This window comes from Pseudomonas sp. TH43, assembly GCF_016650635.1.
Lineage (GTDB): Bacteria > Pseudomonadota > Gammaproteobacteria > Pseudomonadales > Pseudomonadaceae > Aquipseudomonas.
In genome coordinates this window covers 1169920-1186061 of sequence record NZ_JAEKFI010000001.1, presented here as the reverse complement: position 1 = coordinate 1186061, position 16142 = coordinate 1169920, and the positions used below count along the sequence as shown (strand labels likewise).

Here is a 16142-nt window from a genome sequence, read left to right as displayed (position 1 = left end):
TGCGATCCGGCTTTTGCAGAATGTATTAGACTCACCGCAGCTCGAAAGCTGCGCGGTTTGCGGCTGTCCGAAGAGAACAGGGACGCCTATGGTTCGCTTGAGTATGGTCTTGCTGGGTAATGACTTTGTCCGCAAGCGTTGGTCAGCGCTGGCGCTGACCGGCATCGTTTGGGGCGCGGCCGGCGTGGCTATATTCATCGACGCACTGGACGGCGTTTTGTATTTCCCGCTGCATGTCTTCGGCTATCTGCTGTTGCTCGAAGCCCTGATCATTCTGTTTGTACCGGCACCACAAACCGGTACCGCCGCGGCTTTGCGCAAATCGCGCGGTTTGGTTTTCCTGTTGCTAGGGCTGCTGATCATCGACAGGCAACATGCTGCCAGCCTGATTCTGGCGGTGCTGTTTGGCGGGGCTTTCATGCTCGATGGCGTCTTTCGCCTGGCAGCGGCGGTGGTCGTGCGTTTTGTCGGTTGGCAAGTGTCGCTGCTGACGGGGTTGTTCGAAATCGGCTTTGGCGTGTTCATCCTTGAGCCGTATCCGACGCTTTATAAAGGCACGGTGCCGTTTTGCATTGGCATGAGCATTTTTCTCTCGGGTTGCGCCTTGTTGCGGCAGTCCGTGCGTTTCAAAAACTGGCAGTCGCCGGTCAGCCCCTTTTCCGTCAGTGCACCGGCTCCCAGCGCTGCGCTGGTGATTCACGTCTGGACACCGAGTGGCACGGTTGACGACACACTGGTGCGCAACCGGTTGCTCAACCGCTATATCGCAGCGGTCGACATCAACGGCGTGATCTCCGCCGGGCACGCGGCACTGGAATGTGGCCCGGACATCTACATCAGCCATTACCCGCTGGACGACATTGATCGTTCGGCGGGGGATTTCGTGCGCTTGTTGCGGGCGACGCCGAACAACGATGTTGCCGGCCGGTTTCTGCCTGATTATGCGGAGGAGGTGGCGGACTGGTGTCCGTCTTCGGTGCAGGTCAGTTTTGCCCACTACGACGCCCGACGACTCAATGCGTTCTGGGCGCAATATCGGCAGAACAGCACTTACAACCTGACCAGCCGCAATTGTTCCAGTGCCGTCGCCCATAGCCTCGAAGCGGCGCTTGAAGGGGCAATGAATCGAGGCCATTCGAGCATGCGCGATTTCGCTCGAGTGATCTTCAGCCCTGAGTTCTGGGTGGCGGCGCAGGTGCGCAAGCGCGCCGAGGTGATGGCCTGGACGCCAGGGCTGGTGCTCGACTACGCGCGGGCGTTGCACGCGGCCATCGAACCGGCACCGCCGGGCTGGCATGGCCTGTACGCGGGGGCCAAACGTGCCTGCGGGTATGTGGCGACTGCCTTGCGTGGGCGCGAGGTGCATCCTGTGCAACCGCCGCCTGTGCATCCTTCCGACAAGTCCTGACCGAACTTACACCGCATCGCGGCCTTCGCGAGCAGGCTCGCTCCCACATTGGATCTCTGAGCGGCACAGAATTTGTGTCCGCTGGAGATCTCCTGTGGGAGCGAGCCTGCTCGCGAAAGCATCCGCGTGCGCGCCACAAAACCCCAGTCCACTGGTAAAATAATTACCAAGCCTCCTAACTATTTCATTGACATTCGCTGCCTAGGCAGTAACATCTCGACATACATTCACTGCCTAGGCAGTTATTAGGTGAGCACATGAAGCATTTCACCCCGGACGAATTCAAACATTGCCATCTCGGCCTGTTGCTTGGTCGTGCTGCACTGCTCAAGGACCGGATCATCGACACCCACATGGAACCCCACGGCATCACCGCCGCGCAGTTCAAGGTGTTGATCATCATGGCCCAGTACGGCGTCGATACCCCGGCCGAGTTGTGCCGGCATCTGTCGCTGGACAGCGGTTCGATGACGCGCATGCTTGATCGTCTGGAGCAGAAAGGTTTCCTGGCTCGCCAACGCAGCGAAGGCGATCGTCGTCAGGTGCAGCTCAAGCTCACCGAGCAGGGCCAGCAACTGGCCGATCGCCTGCCGCACATCGGCGCCGACGCGATGAATGAACTGGCGGGCGCCGTTACCCCGGACGAATTGAAAACCCTGGAATACATCCTCAAGAAAATTCTGCTGGGAGCCGGTGACCCGATCACTATCCAGCGGCTAGGTGAACACAATGAGCGGTAAAACCTTGCGCAGCAGCCTGACCCTGGTGCTCTCGGCGATGATCCTCGCCGGTTGCGCCAACTACAGCGGCCTCGCCACTCAAGGCAAAAACCTTGACGCGGCGAGCTTGAAAACCGGCCAGTCCCTCAACGGCGTGACCCTGTCGCCGGCCGCTTGGCCGAAAAGCGACTGGTGGACCAGCCTCGGTGATCCGCAACTCGACGGCCTGATCCGCGAAGCCCTGCACGACAGCCCGGACATGCAAATCGCCGCCGCGCGCGCCCATCAGGCCAGCGCCGCTGCGTATGCCGCCGACGCCGCCCGTTATCCGACCCTCGACGCCAGCGCCGGCATCAGCCGTTCGCGCCTGGCTAAGGATCAGGATCCGTTGGGGCAGGGCGATGCTTATGCCACCGTGCGTAACGTCAGTGCTGGCTTCAACTACAACTTCGACCTGTGGGGCGGCCAGCGCGATGCGTGGGAAGCCGCACTCGGCCAGGCCCGCGCCGCCGAAGTCGATCGCCAGGCTGCGCAGTTGACCCTCGCCGCCGATGTCGCTCGCGCTTACAGCGATCTCGGCCAGGCACACATCGTTTATGACCTGGCCAACGATGACCTCAAACGCACCAAACAGATGCTGGATCTGAGCCAGCGTCGCCTGAGTTCCGGGATCGACAGCCAGTACCAGTTCCAGCAAACACAAAGCTTGGAAGCCAGTTCCGAAGCCAGCCTGATCGATGCGGAAAAACGCCTCAACAGCGCCAAAATCGCGCTGGCCGTGCTGCTCGGCAAGGGCCCGGATCGCGGCAACGAAATCGCCCGGCCGAAAGTCCTGCAAGCCAGTGCCGTAGCGGTGCCGTCGGTGTTGCCGGCGGAACTGCTGGGTCGTCGCCCGGATCTGGTCGCCGCGCGCTGGCGTGTAGAGGCCGCGAGCAAAGACATCGACTCGGCGAAAACCCAGTTCTATCCCAACTTGAACCTGTCGGCCTCGGCCGGTGCCGAATCTTTGTTGGGTGACGCGATGTTCGGTTCGGCCAGTCGCTTCTTCAACATTGCCCCGACCATTTCGGTGCCGATCTTCGATGGCGGACGCCTGCGCGCCAACCTCGATGCGCGCGACGCCGATTACGATCTGGCGGTGGCGCAGTACAACAAAAGCCTGGTGAAAGCACTCGGCGATGTCAGCGACACGATCAATCAGTTGCGTGACATCGGCCGGCAGATCGGTGCGCAGCAACACGCCACCGAGATTGCCCAGGATTCTTACAACACCGTCGTCCAGCGTTACGGTTCCGGCATCGGCAACTACCTGGACGTGCTCAGCATAGAGCAGCAATTGCTGCAGGCCCAGCGTCAGTTGGCCAACCTCAATGCCGAGCAGATCGACCTGTCGATTCAACTGATGCAAGCGCTGGGCGGCGGCTTCCAGGGTCAAACCCTGACCGCAGCCAACGCCACCCCAGCCACGCCGCACAACTAATTCAAGGTAATTGTCATGGCCACTGCCGAAAACACCCAAGCTCAAGACAACACCCCGGACACCGGCAACCCGCGCAAGCGCAAAGTCATGCTGCTGGTGCTGGCCGTCGTGGTTGCTCTCGCCTGCGCTGGCGTCTGGGCGTATCACGAATTCATCGGACGCTTTAACGAAAGCACCGACGACGCCTACGTCAACGGTAACGTTGTGGAAATCACCCCGCTGGTGACCGGCACCGTGGTCAGCATCGGTGCTGACGATGGTGATCTGGTTCACGAAGGTCAGGTGCTGATCAACTTCGACCCGAACGACGCTGAAGTCGGTCTGCAAAGTGCTCAGGCGAAACTGGCGCGTACCGTGCGTCAGGTGCGTGGTTTGTACAGCAACGTCGATGGCATGAAAGCCCAGGTCAACGCGCAACAGGCTGAAGTGCAGAAAGCCCAGGACAACTTCAACCGCCGGAAGAATCTTGCTGCTGGCGGCGCGATTTCCCAGGAAGAACTGTCGCATGCTCGCGACGACCTGACCTCGGCGCAGAACGCCCTGGCCAACGCCAAACAGCAGCTGAAAACCACCAGCGCATTGGTCGATGACACCGTGGTGTCGTCGCATCCGGAAGTGATGTCGGCCGCCGCTGATCTGCGTCAGGCTTACCTGACCAATGCTCGCAGCACCTTGATCGCGCCGGTCACCGGTTACGTCGCCAAACGTACCGTGCAACTCGGTCAGCGCGTGCAGCCGGGCACTGCGCTGATGGCGGTGATTCCGCTGGATCAACTGTGGATCGACGCCAACTTTAAAGAAACTCAACTGCGTGACATGCGCATCGGTCAGCCGGTCGATATCGAATCCGATATCTATGGCAGCGACGTGAAGTACAGCGGCACCGTCGACAGCCTCGGTGCCGGTACCGGCAGCGCGTTCGCCTTGCTGCCAGCGCAGAACGCCACCGGTAACTGGATCAAGATTGTTCAGCGTGTGCCGGTGCGGATTCACATCAACGCCGAAGAACTGGCCAAACACCCGTTGCGTGTCGGCCTGTCGACCAACGTCGAGGTCAACCTGCACGACCAAAGCGGCCCGGTGCTGGCGCAGCAACCGCCGCAAAAGGCGTCGTTCAGCACCAACGTTTACGACCAGCAACTGGCGGAAGCCGACGCGATGATTGCGCAGCTGATCCACGACAACAGCGCTGCGGTCAGCAAAACCGCGCAACGCTGAGATAGCAGCTGTGGTCAGGGGATTTATCTGAGGTACAGGGATTGATCTGGGAAAAGGAATTCCTTGTGGCGAGGGGATTTATCCCCGTTGGGTCGCGCAGCGGCCCCTCTTTGGATCAGGAAAAGACGGGACTGCTGCGCAGTCCAACGGGGATAAATCCCCTCGCCACAGTAGTTTTCCTTATCCCATAGATTGTTTTCCGCATGGGCAGCCGCGTCTGTGACAGACGCAGCGTCAACCCGGCTTCAAAGGATTCACAATGAGCAATAACGCCTCTTTCACGCCGCCCAGCCTGTTGCTCAGCACCATCGGCCTGTCGCTGGCGACGTTCATGCAAGTGCTCGACACCACTATCGCCAACGTGGCGTTGCCGACGATTTCCGGCAACCTCGGGGTGAGTTCGGAGCAGGGCACCTGGGTCATTACCTCGTTTGCCGTGAGTAACGCCATTGCGCTGCCGTTGACCGGTTGGCTCAGTCGGCGTTTCGGTGAAGTGAAGCTGTTTCTCTGGGCGACGATTCTGTTCGTCCTGGCCTCGTTTCTCTGCGGTATTTCCACGTCGATGCCGGAACTGATCGGCTTCCGTGTCCTGCAAGGTCTGGTCGCCGGGCCGCTGTACCCGATGACGCAAACCCTGTTGATCGCGGTGTATCCGCCCGCCAGGCGCGGCATGGCGCTCGCGTTACTGGCGATGGTGACCGTTGTGGCGCCGATTGCCGGGCCGATTCTTGGTGGCTGGATTACTGACAGCTACAGCTGGCCGTGGATCTTCTTCATCAACGTACCGATCGGCATCTTTGCGGTCATGGTGGTGCGCTCGCAACTGGCCAAGCGGCCGGTAGTGACCAGTCGCCAGCCGATGGATTATGTCGGTTTGATCTCACTGATCATTGGCGTCGGTGCGTTGCAGGTGATCCTCGACAAGGGCAATGACCTGGATTGGTTCGAGTCGAACTTCATCATCATTGGCGCGGCGATTTCGGTGGTTGCGCTGGCGGTGTTCATCATCTGGGAAATGACCGATCAGCACCCGGTGGTCAATCTGCGGCTATTCGCGCATCGCAACTTCCGCATCGGCACGCTGGTGTTGGTGCTGGGTTACGCGGGGTTCTTTGGCATCAACCTGATCCTGCCGCAGTGGTTGCAGACGCAGATGGGCTACACCGCGACCTGGGCGGGCCTGGCCGTGGCGCCAATCGGGATTCTGCCGGTGCTGCTGTCGCCGTTTGTCGGCAAGTACGCGAACAAGTTCGACCTGCGCCTACTGGCCGGGCTGGCGTTTCTGGCGATTGGTCTGAGCTGCTTCATGCGGGCGGGTTTCACCAATGAAGTCGACTTCCAGCACATCGCTCTGGTGCAGCTGTTCATGGGCATTGGTGTGGCGCTGTTCTTCATGCCGACGTTGAGCATCCTGATGTCGGATCTGCCGCCTAGCCAGATCGCTGACGGCGCCGGGCTTGCGACTTTTCTGCGGACCTTGGGCGGTAGCTTTGCGGCGTCGCTGACCACGTGGATCTGGATTCGCCGGGCCGATCAGCATCATGCGTACATGAGTGAAAGCATCAGCGCCTATGAACCGGCGACGCGAGAGGCGCTGAACCAGTTGGGCGGGGCGAGTAATCCGGCGTATGCGCAACTGGATCATGTGCTGACCAGTCAGGCGTACATGCTCTCCACCGTGGATTACTTCACGTTGCTGGGCTGGGGCTTTATGGGGTTGATTCTGATTGTGTGGCTGGCGAAACCGCCGTTTGCCGCGAAGGCAGGCCCGGCGGCTTCCGGGCACTAAGGTCAAAAACCCCTCACTAGCCCTCTCCCGGAGGGAGAGGGGACTGACCGCGGTGGATGTTCGAGATACATCGACCTGACAGACTTCAGTCGAACTCAGGTCTTGAAAGGCATGAAGATCGGCTCCCTTTCCCCTCGCCACCCTGGGGGAGAGGGGACTGACCGCGGTGGATGTTCGAGATACATCGACCTGAGATATCGAGTCGAACTCAGGTCTTGAAAGGCATGAAGATCGGCTCCCTTTCCCCTCGCCACCCTGGGGGAGAGGGGACTGACCGCGGTGGATGTTCGGGATACATCGACCTGAGATATCGAGTCGAACTCAGGTCTTGAAAGGCATGAAGATCGGCTCCCTTTCCCCTCGCCACCCTGGGGGAGAGGGCTGGACTGACCGCGGTGGATGTTCGGGATACATCGACCTGAGATATCGAGTCGAACTCAGGTCTTGAAAGGCATGAAGATCGGCTCCCTTTCCCCTCGCCACCCTGGGGGAGAGGGGACTGACCGCGGTGGATGTTCGGGATACATCGACCTGAGATATCGAGTCGAACTCAGGTCTTGAAAGGCATGAAGATCGGCTCCCTTTCCCCCTCGCCCCCTTGGGGGAGAGGGCTGGGGTGAGGGGGTAAAGCATTTAGCCGTGCGACAAACCCAGTGGCGGCGCAAAATCAAACGGCGCTAACGCATAGCCGTTCTCATCCACCTGCAACGCCCAGCCCTGACGATCCCAATCACCCAGCACGATGCGCTTCGCCGATTGCTCACCGAGCTGCAATTTGTGAATCGCCGGGCGATGGGTGTGCCCGTGGATCAACGTCTTCACGCCAAATGCCTGCATGATCCGCGGAATCTCTTCGGGCGTGACATCCACGATGTCATTGGCCTTCATCCGCGTCTGCGCCTTGCTCTCACTGCGCAGTTTGCGCGCCAGCTTATGGCGCGTGCTCAGCGGCAGGTTGCGCAGGATAAACAGCGTGATCGGGTTACGCAGGTAGCGCCGCAGCTTCATATAGCCAACGTCGCGGGTGCAGAGGCTGTCGCCATGCATCAACAACACCGGTTCGCCGTAAAACTGCACGACACTCGGATCCTTTAACAGCGTACAGCCGGCTTCTTTGCAGAAAGCCTTGCCGAGCAGGAAGTCGCGATTGCCGTGCATCAGAAAGATCGCCGTGCCACTGTCGCTCAAATCGCGCAGGGCCTGGCAGATGGAACGCTGGAAGGGCGTCATGGCGTCATCGCCAATCCACGCTTCGAAGAAGTCGCCGAGAATGTACAACGCACTCGCCGAGCGGGCGCGTCCGGCGAGCAAATTCAGAAACGCCCGGGTTATGTCCGGGCGCTCCTCTTCCAGATGCAAATCTGAAATCAGCAATATCACGCTTCGATGATCTCGGCTTTCTCGATGATCACGTCGTCTGCTGGTACGTCCTGGTGGCCGGACTTCATGGTGGTCGAAACACCTTTGATCTTGTCGACAACGTCGGTGCCGGCGGTCACTTTACCGAACACTGCGTAGCCCCAGCCTTGCACGTTCTTGCCGCTGTGGTTGAGGAAGGTGTTGTCGGCGACGTTGATGAAGAACTGCGCGGAAGCCGAATGCGGCTCCATGGTACGGGCCATGGCAACGGTGTATTTTTCGTTGGAAAGACCGTTGTCAGCTTCGTTCTGGATGCTTGGGCGCTTGTCTTTCTTTTCTTTCATGCCTGGCTCGAAACCGCCGCCCTGGATCATGAAGTTACCGATGACGCGGTGGAAAACGGTGTTTTCGTAGTGACCGGCTTTGACGTATTCGATGAAGTTGGCGACGGTGATCGGCGCCTTTTCAGCGTTCAGTTCGATGACGATGTCGCCATGATTGGTGGTCAGTTTGACTTGAGTCATGATCGGTGCTCTTTTTCAATGAAGCGTTTTATAAGGAATTCGTGGGTAATGGGACATTTCGCCCCGTCACCTGTTCAGCCCATGGGCCAAGGTGCGCAGTTTAGCGTGACAGGCGCGAATTTCGAGGCTGTTTTTCAAATCCCGGCGATTAAATGCGCTCCTTTATAGGCCCCGCTCTGTCAGCCCCTTGACAGCATCGGCTATGATAGCGGCTTTGTTTTGTCTGGCCCCCTCTGCGGCCGCGCACATGTAAGTCAAGGATCCTAATGAGCAAGCCCACTGTCGACCCTACCTCGAATGCCAAGTCCGGCCCTGCCGTGCCGGTCAACTTCCTGCGGCCGATCATCCAGGCAGACCTGGACTCGGGCAAGCACACCCAGATCGTCACCCGTTTCCCGCCTGAGCCCAACGGCTACCTGCACATCGGCCACGCCAAGTCGATCTGCGTGAACTTCGGCCTGGCCCAGGAGTTCGGCGGCGTCACGCACCTGCGTTTCGACGACACCAACCCGGCCAAGGAAGATCAGGAATACATCGACGCGATCGAAAGCGACGTCAAATGGCTGGGCTTCGAATGGTCCGGCGAAGTGCGCTACGCCTCGCAGTATTTCGACCAGTTGCACGATTGGGCCGTTGAGCTGATCAAGGCCGGCAAGGCCTATGTCGACGACCTGACCCCTGAGCAAGCCAAGGAATACCGTGGCAGCCTGACCGAGCCCGGCAAAAACAGCCCGTTCCGCGACCGTTCGGTAGAAGAGAACCTCGACTGGTTCGCCCGCATGCGTGCCGGTGAGTTCCCGGACGGCGCCCGCGTGCTGCGCGCGAAGATCGACATGGCTTCGCCGAACATGAACCTGCGCGACCCGATCATGTATCGCATTCGCCACGCCCATCACCACCAGACCGGTGACAAGTGGTGCATCTACCCGAACTACGACTTCACCCACGGTCAGTCGGACGCCATCGAAGGCATCACCCACTCGATCTGCACCCTGGAGTTCGAAAGCCATCGTCCGCTGTACGAGTGGTTCCTCGACGCACTGCCAGTGCCGGCGCACCCGCGTCAGTACGAGTTCAGCCGTCTGAACCTCAACTACACCATCACCAGCAAGCGCAAGCTCAAGCAGCTTGTGGACGAGAAGCATGTGCATGGCTGGGACGATCCGCGCATGTCCACGCTGTCGGGCTTCCGCCGTCGTGGTTACACGCCAAAATCGATCCGCAACTTCTGCGAAATGATCGGCACCAACCGTTCCGACGGCGTCGTTGACTTCGGCATGCTCGAGTTCAGCATCCGTGATGACCTTGACCACACCGCGCCGCGCGCCATGTGCGTGCTGCGTCCGCTGAAAGTCGTGATCACCAACTACCCGGAAGGCCAGGTCGAGAACCTCGAACTGCCACGCCACCCGAAAGAAGACATGGGCGTGCGTGCTCTGCCGTTCGCCCGGGAAATCTACATCGACCGTGAAGACTTCATGGAAGAGCCGCCGAAGGGCTACAAGCGCCTGGAACCGGCCGGTGAAGTGCGCCTGCGCGGCAGCTACGTGATCCGCGCCGACGAAGCGATCAAGGACGCCGATGGCAACATCGTCGAACTGCGTTGCTCGTACGACCCGGAAACCCTCGGCAAGAACCCGGAAGGCCGCAAGGTCAAAGGCGTGATCCACTGGGTGCCGGCTGCCGCCAGCGTCGAGTGCGAAGTGCGTCTGTACGATCGTCTGTTCCGTTCGGCCAACCCTGAGAAGGCCGAAGACAGCGCGAGTTTCCTCGACAACATCAATCCTGATTCGCTGCAGGTACTCACCGGTTGTCGTGCTGAGCCATCGCTTGGCAATGCACAGCCGGAAGACCGTTTCCAGTTCGAGCGCGAAGGTTACTTCGTCGCTGATTTGAAGGACTCGAAACCAGGTCAGCCGGTATTCAACCGTACCGTGACCCTGCGTGATTCGTGGGGCCAGTGATTCAGCGTCAAGGAAATTAAAAGTGCTGACGATTTACAACACGCTCACCAAGAGCAAAGAAATCTTCAAGCCGCTCGATGGCAACAATGTGCGCATGTACGTCTGCGGGATGACCGTGTACGACTACTGCCACATTGGCCACGGCCGCAGCATGGTCGCGTTCGACCTGGTGACCCGCTGGTTGCGGTTCAGCGGTTACAACCTGACCTACGTGCGCAACATCACCGATATTGAAGACAAGATCATCAATCGCGCCCGCGAAAACGGCGAGCCGTACGACGCACTGACCGAGCGCATGATCACGGCAATGCACGAGGACGAGGCGCGCCTCAATATCCTCAAGCCGGACATGGAACCGCGTGCCACTGATCACATTCCGGGCATGCTGAGCATGATCCAGACCTTGATCGACAAGGGTTACGCCTACGCCCCGGGCAATGGCGACGTGTACTACCGCGTCGCGAAGTTCATGGGCTACGGCAAGCTGTCGCGCAAGAAGATCGAAGACCTGCGCATCGGCGCGCGGATCGAAGTCGACGAAGCCAAGCAGGATCCGCTGGACTTCGTGCTGTGGAAAGCCACCAAGCCGGGCGAGCCGAGCTGGGAATCGCCATGGGGCGCCGGGCGTCCGGGCTGGCACATCGAGTGCTCGGTGATGTCGACCTGCTGCTTGGGCGAGACCTTCGACATTCATGGCGGCGGCAGCGACCTCGAGTTCCCGCACCATGAAAACGAAATCGCCCAGAGCGAAGCGGCAACCGGCAAGACCTACGCCAACGCGTGGATGCATTGCGGCATGATCCGTATCAATGGCGAGAAGATGTCCAAGTCCTTGAACAACTTCTTCACCATTCGCGACGTGCTGGAAAAGTACCACCCGGAAGTCGTGCGTTACCTGCTGGTGTCGAGCCACTACCGCAGCGCGATCAACTACTCGGAAGACAACCTCAAGGACGCCAAAGGCGCCCTGGAGCGTTTCTACCACGCATTGAAAGGCCTGCCGAGCGTCGCGCCGGCGGGCGGCGAAGCGTTCGTCGAGCGTTTCACCACGGTGATGAACGACGACTTCGGCACGCCGGAAGCCTGCGCAGTGCTGTTCGAGATGGTGCGTGAGATCAACCGTCTGCGCGAGAGCGATCTCGATGCCGCGGCCGGTCTGGCAGCACGTCTGAAAGAGCTGGCGAGTGTTCTGGGTGTGTTGCAGCTTGAGGCGGATGACTTCCTGCAAGCAGGCGCCGAAGGGCGTGTCGATGCAGCTGAAGTGGACGCGCTGATTGCTGCACGTCTGGCGGCACGGGCCGGTAAAGACTGGGCCGAATCCGACCGCATCCGCGACCAGCTCACCGCCATGGGCGTGGTGCTGGAAGACGGCAAAGGCGGCACGACCTGGCGTCTGGCTGACTGATTGCTGTGCTTGCTACAAACAAAACCCGCCTTGTGCGGGTTTTTGTTTGGCTGCGAGAAGAGCCCCTCACCCTAACCCTCTCCCAGTGGGAGAGGGGATTGAATGGGGGATATTCAAGAAATACGCCGACCTGAAAGATTGTTTCCGAATCCATAATCGACGCAATCTCTCCGATCGATGTACAACGCCAGACACCTCGGTCGGCCTCTTCTCCCTCTGGGAGAGGGGATTGAATGGGGGATATTCAAGAAATACGCCGACCTGAAAGATTGTTTCCGAATCCATAATCGACGCAATCTCTCCGGTCGATGTACAACGCCAGACACTTCGGTCGGCCCCCCTTTTTCTCTGGGAGAGGGGACTGAATGGGGAATCTTCAAGAAATACGCCGACCTGAAAGATTGTTTCCGAATCCATAATCGACGCAAATCTCTCCGGCCGATGTACAACGCCAGACACCTCGGTCGGCCTCTTCTCCCTCTGGGAGAGGGGACTGAATGGGGGATATTCAAGAAATACACCGACCTGAAAGATTGTTTCCGAATCCATAATCGACGCAATCTCTTCGGTCGATGTACAACGCCAGACACCTCGGTCGGCCTCTTCTCCCTCTGGGAGAGGGGACTGAATGGGGGGGGTCAAGAAATACGCCGACCTGAAAGATTTTTTCCGAATCCATAATCGACGCAATCTCTCCGGTCGATGTACAACGCCAGACACCTCGGTCGGCCTCTTCTCCCTCTGGGAGAGGGGACTGAATGGGGGATATTCAAGAAATACGCCGACCTGAAAGATTTTTTCCGAATCCATAATCGACGCAATCTCTCCGGTCGATGTACAACGCCAGACACTTCGGTCGGCTCCTTCTCCCTCTGGGAGAGGGCTGGGGTGAGGGGATCTTTTCGCGGTTGCTTTTGGTGTCCGCGTAGGTCTTGATGTCTGACGCGGTAGCGGGATGCTGCTCAGCGACGAATCAAGGGAGGAATCATGGCTAATCACTACCGCGAGCTTCTAACAACACCCGGCGCCACGGGGTTAGTGCTCGCGAGTTCCATTGCCCGATTGCCGCAAGCAATGATCGGCATTGGCATCATCACCATGCTGGTGGAGCAAACCGGTGTCTACTGGCTGGCAGGCGCAGTCGCCGGTACGTTTACCCTGGCCAATGCATTGCTTGGCCCGCGCATTTCGAAACTTGTTGATCAGCGTGGTCAGAGTCGAGTGCTACCCGTGGTGACGGCATTCAGCATCGTCATGTTGCTGGCGCTGATCTTCGCCGTTCACTTGAGAGCGCCCGCCGCGTTGTTTTTTGTTCTTGCGGCACTGGCGGGGACGATGCCGAGCATGCCTTCGATGATCCGCGCACGCTGGACGCAATTGTTTCGGGGCAAGCCGCAACTGCACACGGCGTTCTCGCTGGATACGGTTCTGACCGAACTCGCCTACATCATCGGCCCGCCACTGGCGATCGGCTTGAGCGTGAGCTTTTTCGCCGAGGCCGGGCCGTTGGTGGCGGTGGCGCTGCTGGCTGTCGGGGTGACAGCGTTTCTCCTGCAGCGCCAGACTGAACCTAAAGTTGTCGTGGGCCATACCCGCAATACCGGCTCAACCCTGCTGATTCCCGGCGTTCGCACGATTGTCCTCGCGCTGTTGGCGATGGGTGTCATCGGTGGAGCGATCGATGTGGCGGTCGTGGCCTTCGCCAATGCTCAAGGCTGGCCAGCGTCTGCCACCTTCATCCTCGCCGCCTATGCGTTCGGTTCACTGGTGGCCGGCCTGACGTTCGGTGCGTTGAGGGTTTCGCTGGCGATTGAAAAACAGTTCCTGATCGGGATATTGGTCACGGCGTTCACCGGTGTTTTGCCGATTTTTGCAGCGGACGTATATGTCCTGTCAGCGACGCTGTTTATCGCCGGCATTTCGTTTGCGCCAACGATGGTCGTGGTCATGAAGCTGGGGACGATCATCATCCCGCCGGCGCGGATCACCGAAGGGCTGACGTGGATGACCACTGGCATCAGCATTGGCGTTGCGCTCGGGGGCATGCTGGCGGGGGTGGTTATTGATGCTTTTGGTGCACGAGCAGGGTTCGGCGTGGCGATTGGCGCGGGGGTGATGATGATTGGGGTTGTGCTGATTGGGCTGCGCACATTGGCGGCTGTTTCAACTGCGCGTGTTGAGTCGGTCTTTTCGCCCTCACCCTAGCCCTCTCCCCCAGGAGAGGGGACTGAATGGGGGATGCTCATGAGATACGCCGACTTGAACGTGATGCGTTGAATCCATAATCGACTGGTTGTTTCAGGTCGATGGCCAGCGCCAGACACCTCGTTCGGCTCCCTCTCCAGGAGGAAAGGGCTGGGCGGGCGGCGTTCCGATGAGGGGAAGGGGTTCACTCAACCTTCAATCTGCCGCAGCCGCTTATAAAGCGTATTGCGACTAACGCCCAGCCTTCTGGCCAAATGCGAGATATTCCCCCCGGCCGCCTTCAACTCCCGGTTCAACGCTTCAATATCATTCAAATCCAATCCCAGCGGCGGTGCGCTCTCAACCGGCTCCATTTCCAGATCAACAAAAAAATCATCGGGCAAATGCTCCGGCCGCACCGGTTGTTCCTCAGCCATGGCCAACGCTACCTGCATCACGCTGCTGACCTGACGCAAATTCCCCGGCCACGGATGTCTTTCAAATAACGCCAACACTTCGTGGCTCAGCCCCGCCCATTGCGTCGGCTCACGGTGTTGTTCCCAGAGTCGTTTAAACAAAGCCTGTTTATCACTGCGTTCTCTGAGCGGCGGCAACTCCAATGTCAGGCCGCCGATGCGGTAATACAAATCCTCACGAAACCGCCCCAACTGCACTTGTTCACGCAGAGAGCGGTTGGTCGCCGAGATGATCCGCAGATCCACCGGGAACAACTCACTGCTGCCCACCGGTTGCACGCAGCGCTCCTGCAACACGCGCAACAACCGCGCCTGGGTTGGCAGCGGCATGTCGCCGATTTCATCGAGGAATAGCGTGCCTTTGTCAGCCTTGCGAATCAGGCCGATGCTGCCTTTCTGGTTGGCGCCGGTGAACGCGCCTTTCTCGTAACCAAACAGCTCGGACTCCACCAGTTCGGCGGGAATCGCTGCGCAGTTGACGGCGATGAATGCCTGTTTGCTGCGCGAACTCGCTTGGTGCAAGGCTTTGACGAAGACTTCCTTGCCGACGCCGGTTTCACCATGGATCAGCAGCGGTATGTCTTTCTCCAGCAAGCGCTCGGCCTGGCGCACGGCTTTTTCTACGCGACTGTCGCCGAAGTGCAAGCTGTTGAGGCTGATCGCGCTGGGTGCGGCGGGTTTCGGCTCAGTGACAAACAGCCGCGGCTGAATCGGCGCCTGTTTCGGCCGCTTCAGCAAACATTGAAAACGGTTGCGTCCGGACGTCTGCAAGGCAAACGGCAAGTCATCCGGCTGATTGATCAATTCCAGAAGCGATACGTTGAACAGGCTCTCGACACTGACCCGCGACAAACGCACACCGAGCAGATTGTCCGCGCGGCGATTGGCTGACAGCACCTGGCCGCTCTCATCAAAAATCAGCAAACCCGCCCACTGGCTGTCGAGGTTGTTCAACCCGGTATTGAACGTCAGTTGAAAGTGCTGACCGTGAAACAGATTGAGGATCAGCCGGTTCTCCACGGTCTGGCTCATCATCTTGACCATGCCCAACGTGTGCGAGGGCGGCAGGTAGCTGTCGCTGGAGACATCGAGCACCGCAATGACCTTGCGCTCGGCGTCGAAAATCGGCGCGGCGGAACCGGTCATGAAGCGGTTGGCCTTGAGAAAGTGTTCATCGTGTTCGATATGCACTGCCTGCTCGCAAGCCAGCGCGGTGCCGATGGCATTGGTGCCGCTGGAGCGCTCCATCCAGCTCGCTCCGGCCTGAAAGCCGCGAGCCAGATTCGGATCGATAAAGCGTTGCGTCCCCCACGACGTCAGCACCTGGCCCTGATTGTCGGCGAGCATGATCAGGCAATTGGAGTTGCTGAGGATGTTTTCGTAGTAGGGCAGCACTTCCTGGTGAGTGGTCTGCACCAGAGAGTGATGGCGGTCGAGCAGATGGGCAATGCCGGCGCTGGGCAACTGATCGAAAGCCGGGGTGCTTTGGTGCTCAAGACCGAACGCGCGGCAGCGTTGCCAGGAAGTCTGGACGATCGCGTCGTGGGACAACGGCGGGGCAGGTGCGGCCATGGCAGTGGGCCTCTGATACAGCGATTTTTATTGTTGTTATGAAC

The 16142-nt window shown here is 59.3% G+C and carries 11 protein-coding genes; 8 read left to right on the top strand and 3 right to left on the bottom strand.

What is annotated here, in order from left to right:
- Positions 1-88 precede the first annotated feature (88 nt).
- The 5 genes from JFT81_RS05315 to JFT81_RS05295 all read left to right on the top strand — a co-directional run bounded on the left by JFT81_RS05315 (position 89) and on the right by JFT81_RS05295 (position 6614).
- Positions 89-1408, top strand: coding sequence for a DUF308 domain-containing protein (locus JFT81_RS05315; RefSeq protein WP_201204646.1), 1320 nt, complete (start codon positions 89-91; stop codon positions 1406-1408).
- Positions 1409-1665: 257 nt separating this feature from the next.
- Entirely contained in the window at positions 1666-2148 is a 483-nt protein-coding gene (locus JFT81_RS05310; protein ID WP_201226395.1) for a MarR family transcriptional regulator, read from the top strand.
- The gene (locus JFT81_RS05305) at positions 2138-3607 is read left to right on the top strand and encodes an efflux transporter outer membrane subunit (protein WP_201226394.1); all 1470 of its coding nucleotides are present in this window, start codon (positions 2138-2140) and stop codon (positions 3605-3607) included. The genes JFT81_RS05310 and JFT81_RS05305 overlap by 11 nt, the downstream gene beginning before the upstream one ends.
- 15 nt (positions 3608-3622) lie before the next feature.
- Complete coding sequence (locus JFT81_RS05300) at positions 3623-4825, top strand: HlyD family efflux transporter periplasmic adaptor subunit (RefSeq protein WP_201226393.1); 1203 nt, start codon at positions 3623-3625, stop codon at positions 4823-4825.
- A 259-nt stretch (positions 4826-5084) separates the two neighbouring features.
- Positions 5085-6614: a DHA2 family efflux MFS transporter permease subunit gene (locus JFT81_RS05295; protein ID WP_201226392.1), complete on the top strand. Its 1530-nt coding sequence runs from the start codon at positions 5085-5087 to the stop codon at positions 6612-6614.
- 633 nt (positions 6615-7247) lie between these two features.
- On the opposite strand, the gene lpxH is transcribed toward JFT81_RS05295, so the two are convergent.
- Both lpxH and JFT81_RS05285 read right to left on the bottom strand, forming a co-directional pair.
- On the bottom strand, positions 7248-7994 hold the full coding sequence (gene lpxH / locus JFT81_RS05290; protein ID WP_201226391.1) for a UDP-2,3-diacylglucosamine diphosphatase: 747 nt from the start codon (positions 7992-7994) through the stop codon (positions 7248-7250).
- Positions 7991-8497 carry a peptidylprolyl isomerase gene (locus JFT81_RS05285; protein ID WP_201226390.1) on the bottom strand — a complete coding sequence of 169 codons (507 nt, stop codon included), beginning with the start codon at positions 8495-8497 and terminating at the stop codon, positions 7991-7993. Before JFT81_RS05285 ends, lpxH begins: the two co-directional genes overlap by 4 nt.
- A 266-nt stretch (positions 8498-8763) precedes the next feature.
- Here JFT81_RS05285 and JFT81_RS05280 point away from each other — a divergent pair, with 266 nt between their 5' ends.
- The 3 genes from JFT81_RS05280 (at position 8764) to JFT81_RS05270 (ending at position 14071) form a co-directional block, all read left to right on the top strand.
- Entirely contained in the window at positions 8764-10461 is a 1698-nt protein-coding gene (locus tag JFT81_RS05280; RefSeq protein WP_201226389.1) for a glutamine--tRNA ligase/YqeY domain fusion protein, read from the top strand.
- 22 nt (positions 10462-10483) lie between these two features.
- Positions 10484-11866, top strand: a complete 1383-nt coding sequence (cysS, locus tag JFT81_RS05275; protein WP_201226388.1) for a cysteine--tRNA ligase — start codon at positions 10484-10486, stop codon at positions 11864-11866.
- 987 nt (positions 11867-12853) lie between these two features.
- Positions 12854-14071, top strand: a complete 1218-nt coding sequence (locus tag JFT81_RS05270) for an MFS transporter (protein WP_201226387.1) — start codon at positions 12854-12856, stop codon at positions 14069-14071.
- 188 nt (positions 14072-14259) lie between these two features.
- Here JFT81_RS05270 and JFT81_RS05265 read toward each other — a convergent pair whose 3' ends face one another.
- The gene (locus tag JFT81_RS05265) at positions 14260-16098 is read right to left on the bottom strand and encodes a sigma-54-dependent Fis family transcriptional regulator (RefSeq protein WP_201226386.1); all 1839 of its coding nucleotides are present in this window, start codon (positions 16096-16098) and stop codon (positions 14260-14262) included.
- Positions 16099-16142: the final 44 nt, after the last annotated feature.

What these genes read in the sequence shown, in the direction of transcription:
- JFT81_RS05295 (WP_201226392.1), top strand. Translation starts at nt 5,085, where the DNA reads ATGAGCAATAACGCCTCTTTCACGCCGCCCAGCCTGTTGCTCAGCACC.
- JFT81_RS05300 (WP_201226393.1), top strand. Translation starts at nt 3,623, where the DNA reads ATGGCCACTGCCGAAAACACCCAAGCTCAAGACAACACCCCGGACACC.
- JFT81_RS05280 (WP_201226389.1), top strand. Translation starts at nt 8,764, where the DNA reads ATGAGCAAGCCCACTGTCGACCCTACCTCGAATGCCAAGTCCGGCCCT.
- JFT81_RS05270 (WP_201226387.1), top strand. Translation starts at nt 12,854, where the DNA reads ATGGCTAATCACTACCGCGAGCTTCTAACAACACCCGGCGCCACGGGG.
- JFT81_RS05310 (WP_201226395.1), top strand. Translation starts at nt 1,666, where the DNA reads ATGAAGCATTTCACCCCGGACGAATTCAAACATTGCCATCTCGGCCTG.
- JFT81_RS05285 (WP_201226390.1), bottom strand. Translation starts at nt 8,497, where the DNA reads ATGACTCAAGTCAAACTGACCACCAATCATGGCGACATCGTCATCGAA.
- JFT81_RS05315 (WP_201204646.1), top strand. Translation starts at nt 89, where the DNA reads ATGGTTCGCTTGAGTATGGTCTTGCTGGGTAATGACTTTGTCCGCAAG.
- JFT81_RS05305 (WP_201226394.1), top strand. Translation starts at nt 2,138, where the DNA reads ATGAGCGGTAAAACCTTGCGCAGCAGCCTGACCCTGGTGCTCTCGGCG.
- JFT81_RS05265 (WP_201226386.1), bottom strand. Translation starts at nt 16,098, where the DNA reads ATGGCCGCACCTGCCCCGCCGTTGTCCCACGACGCGATCGTCCAGACT.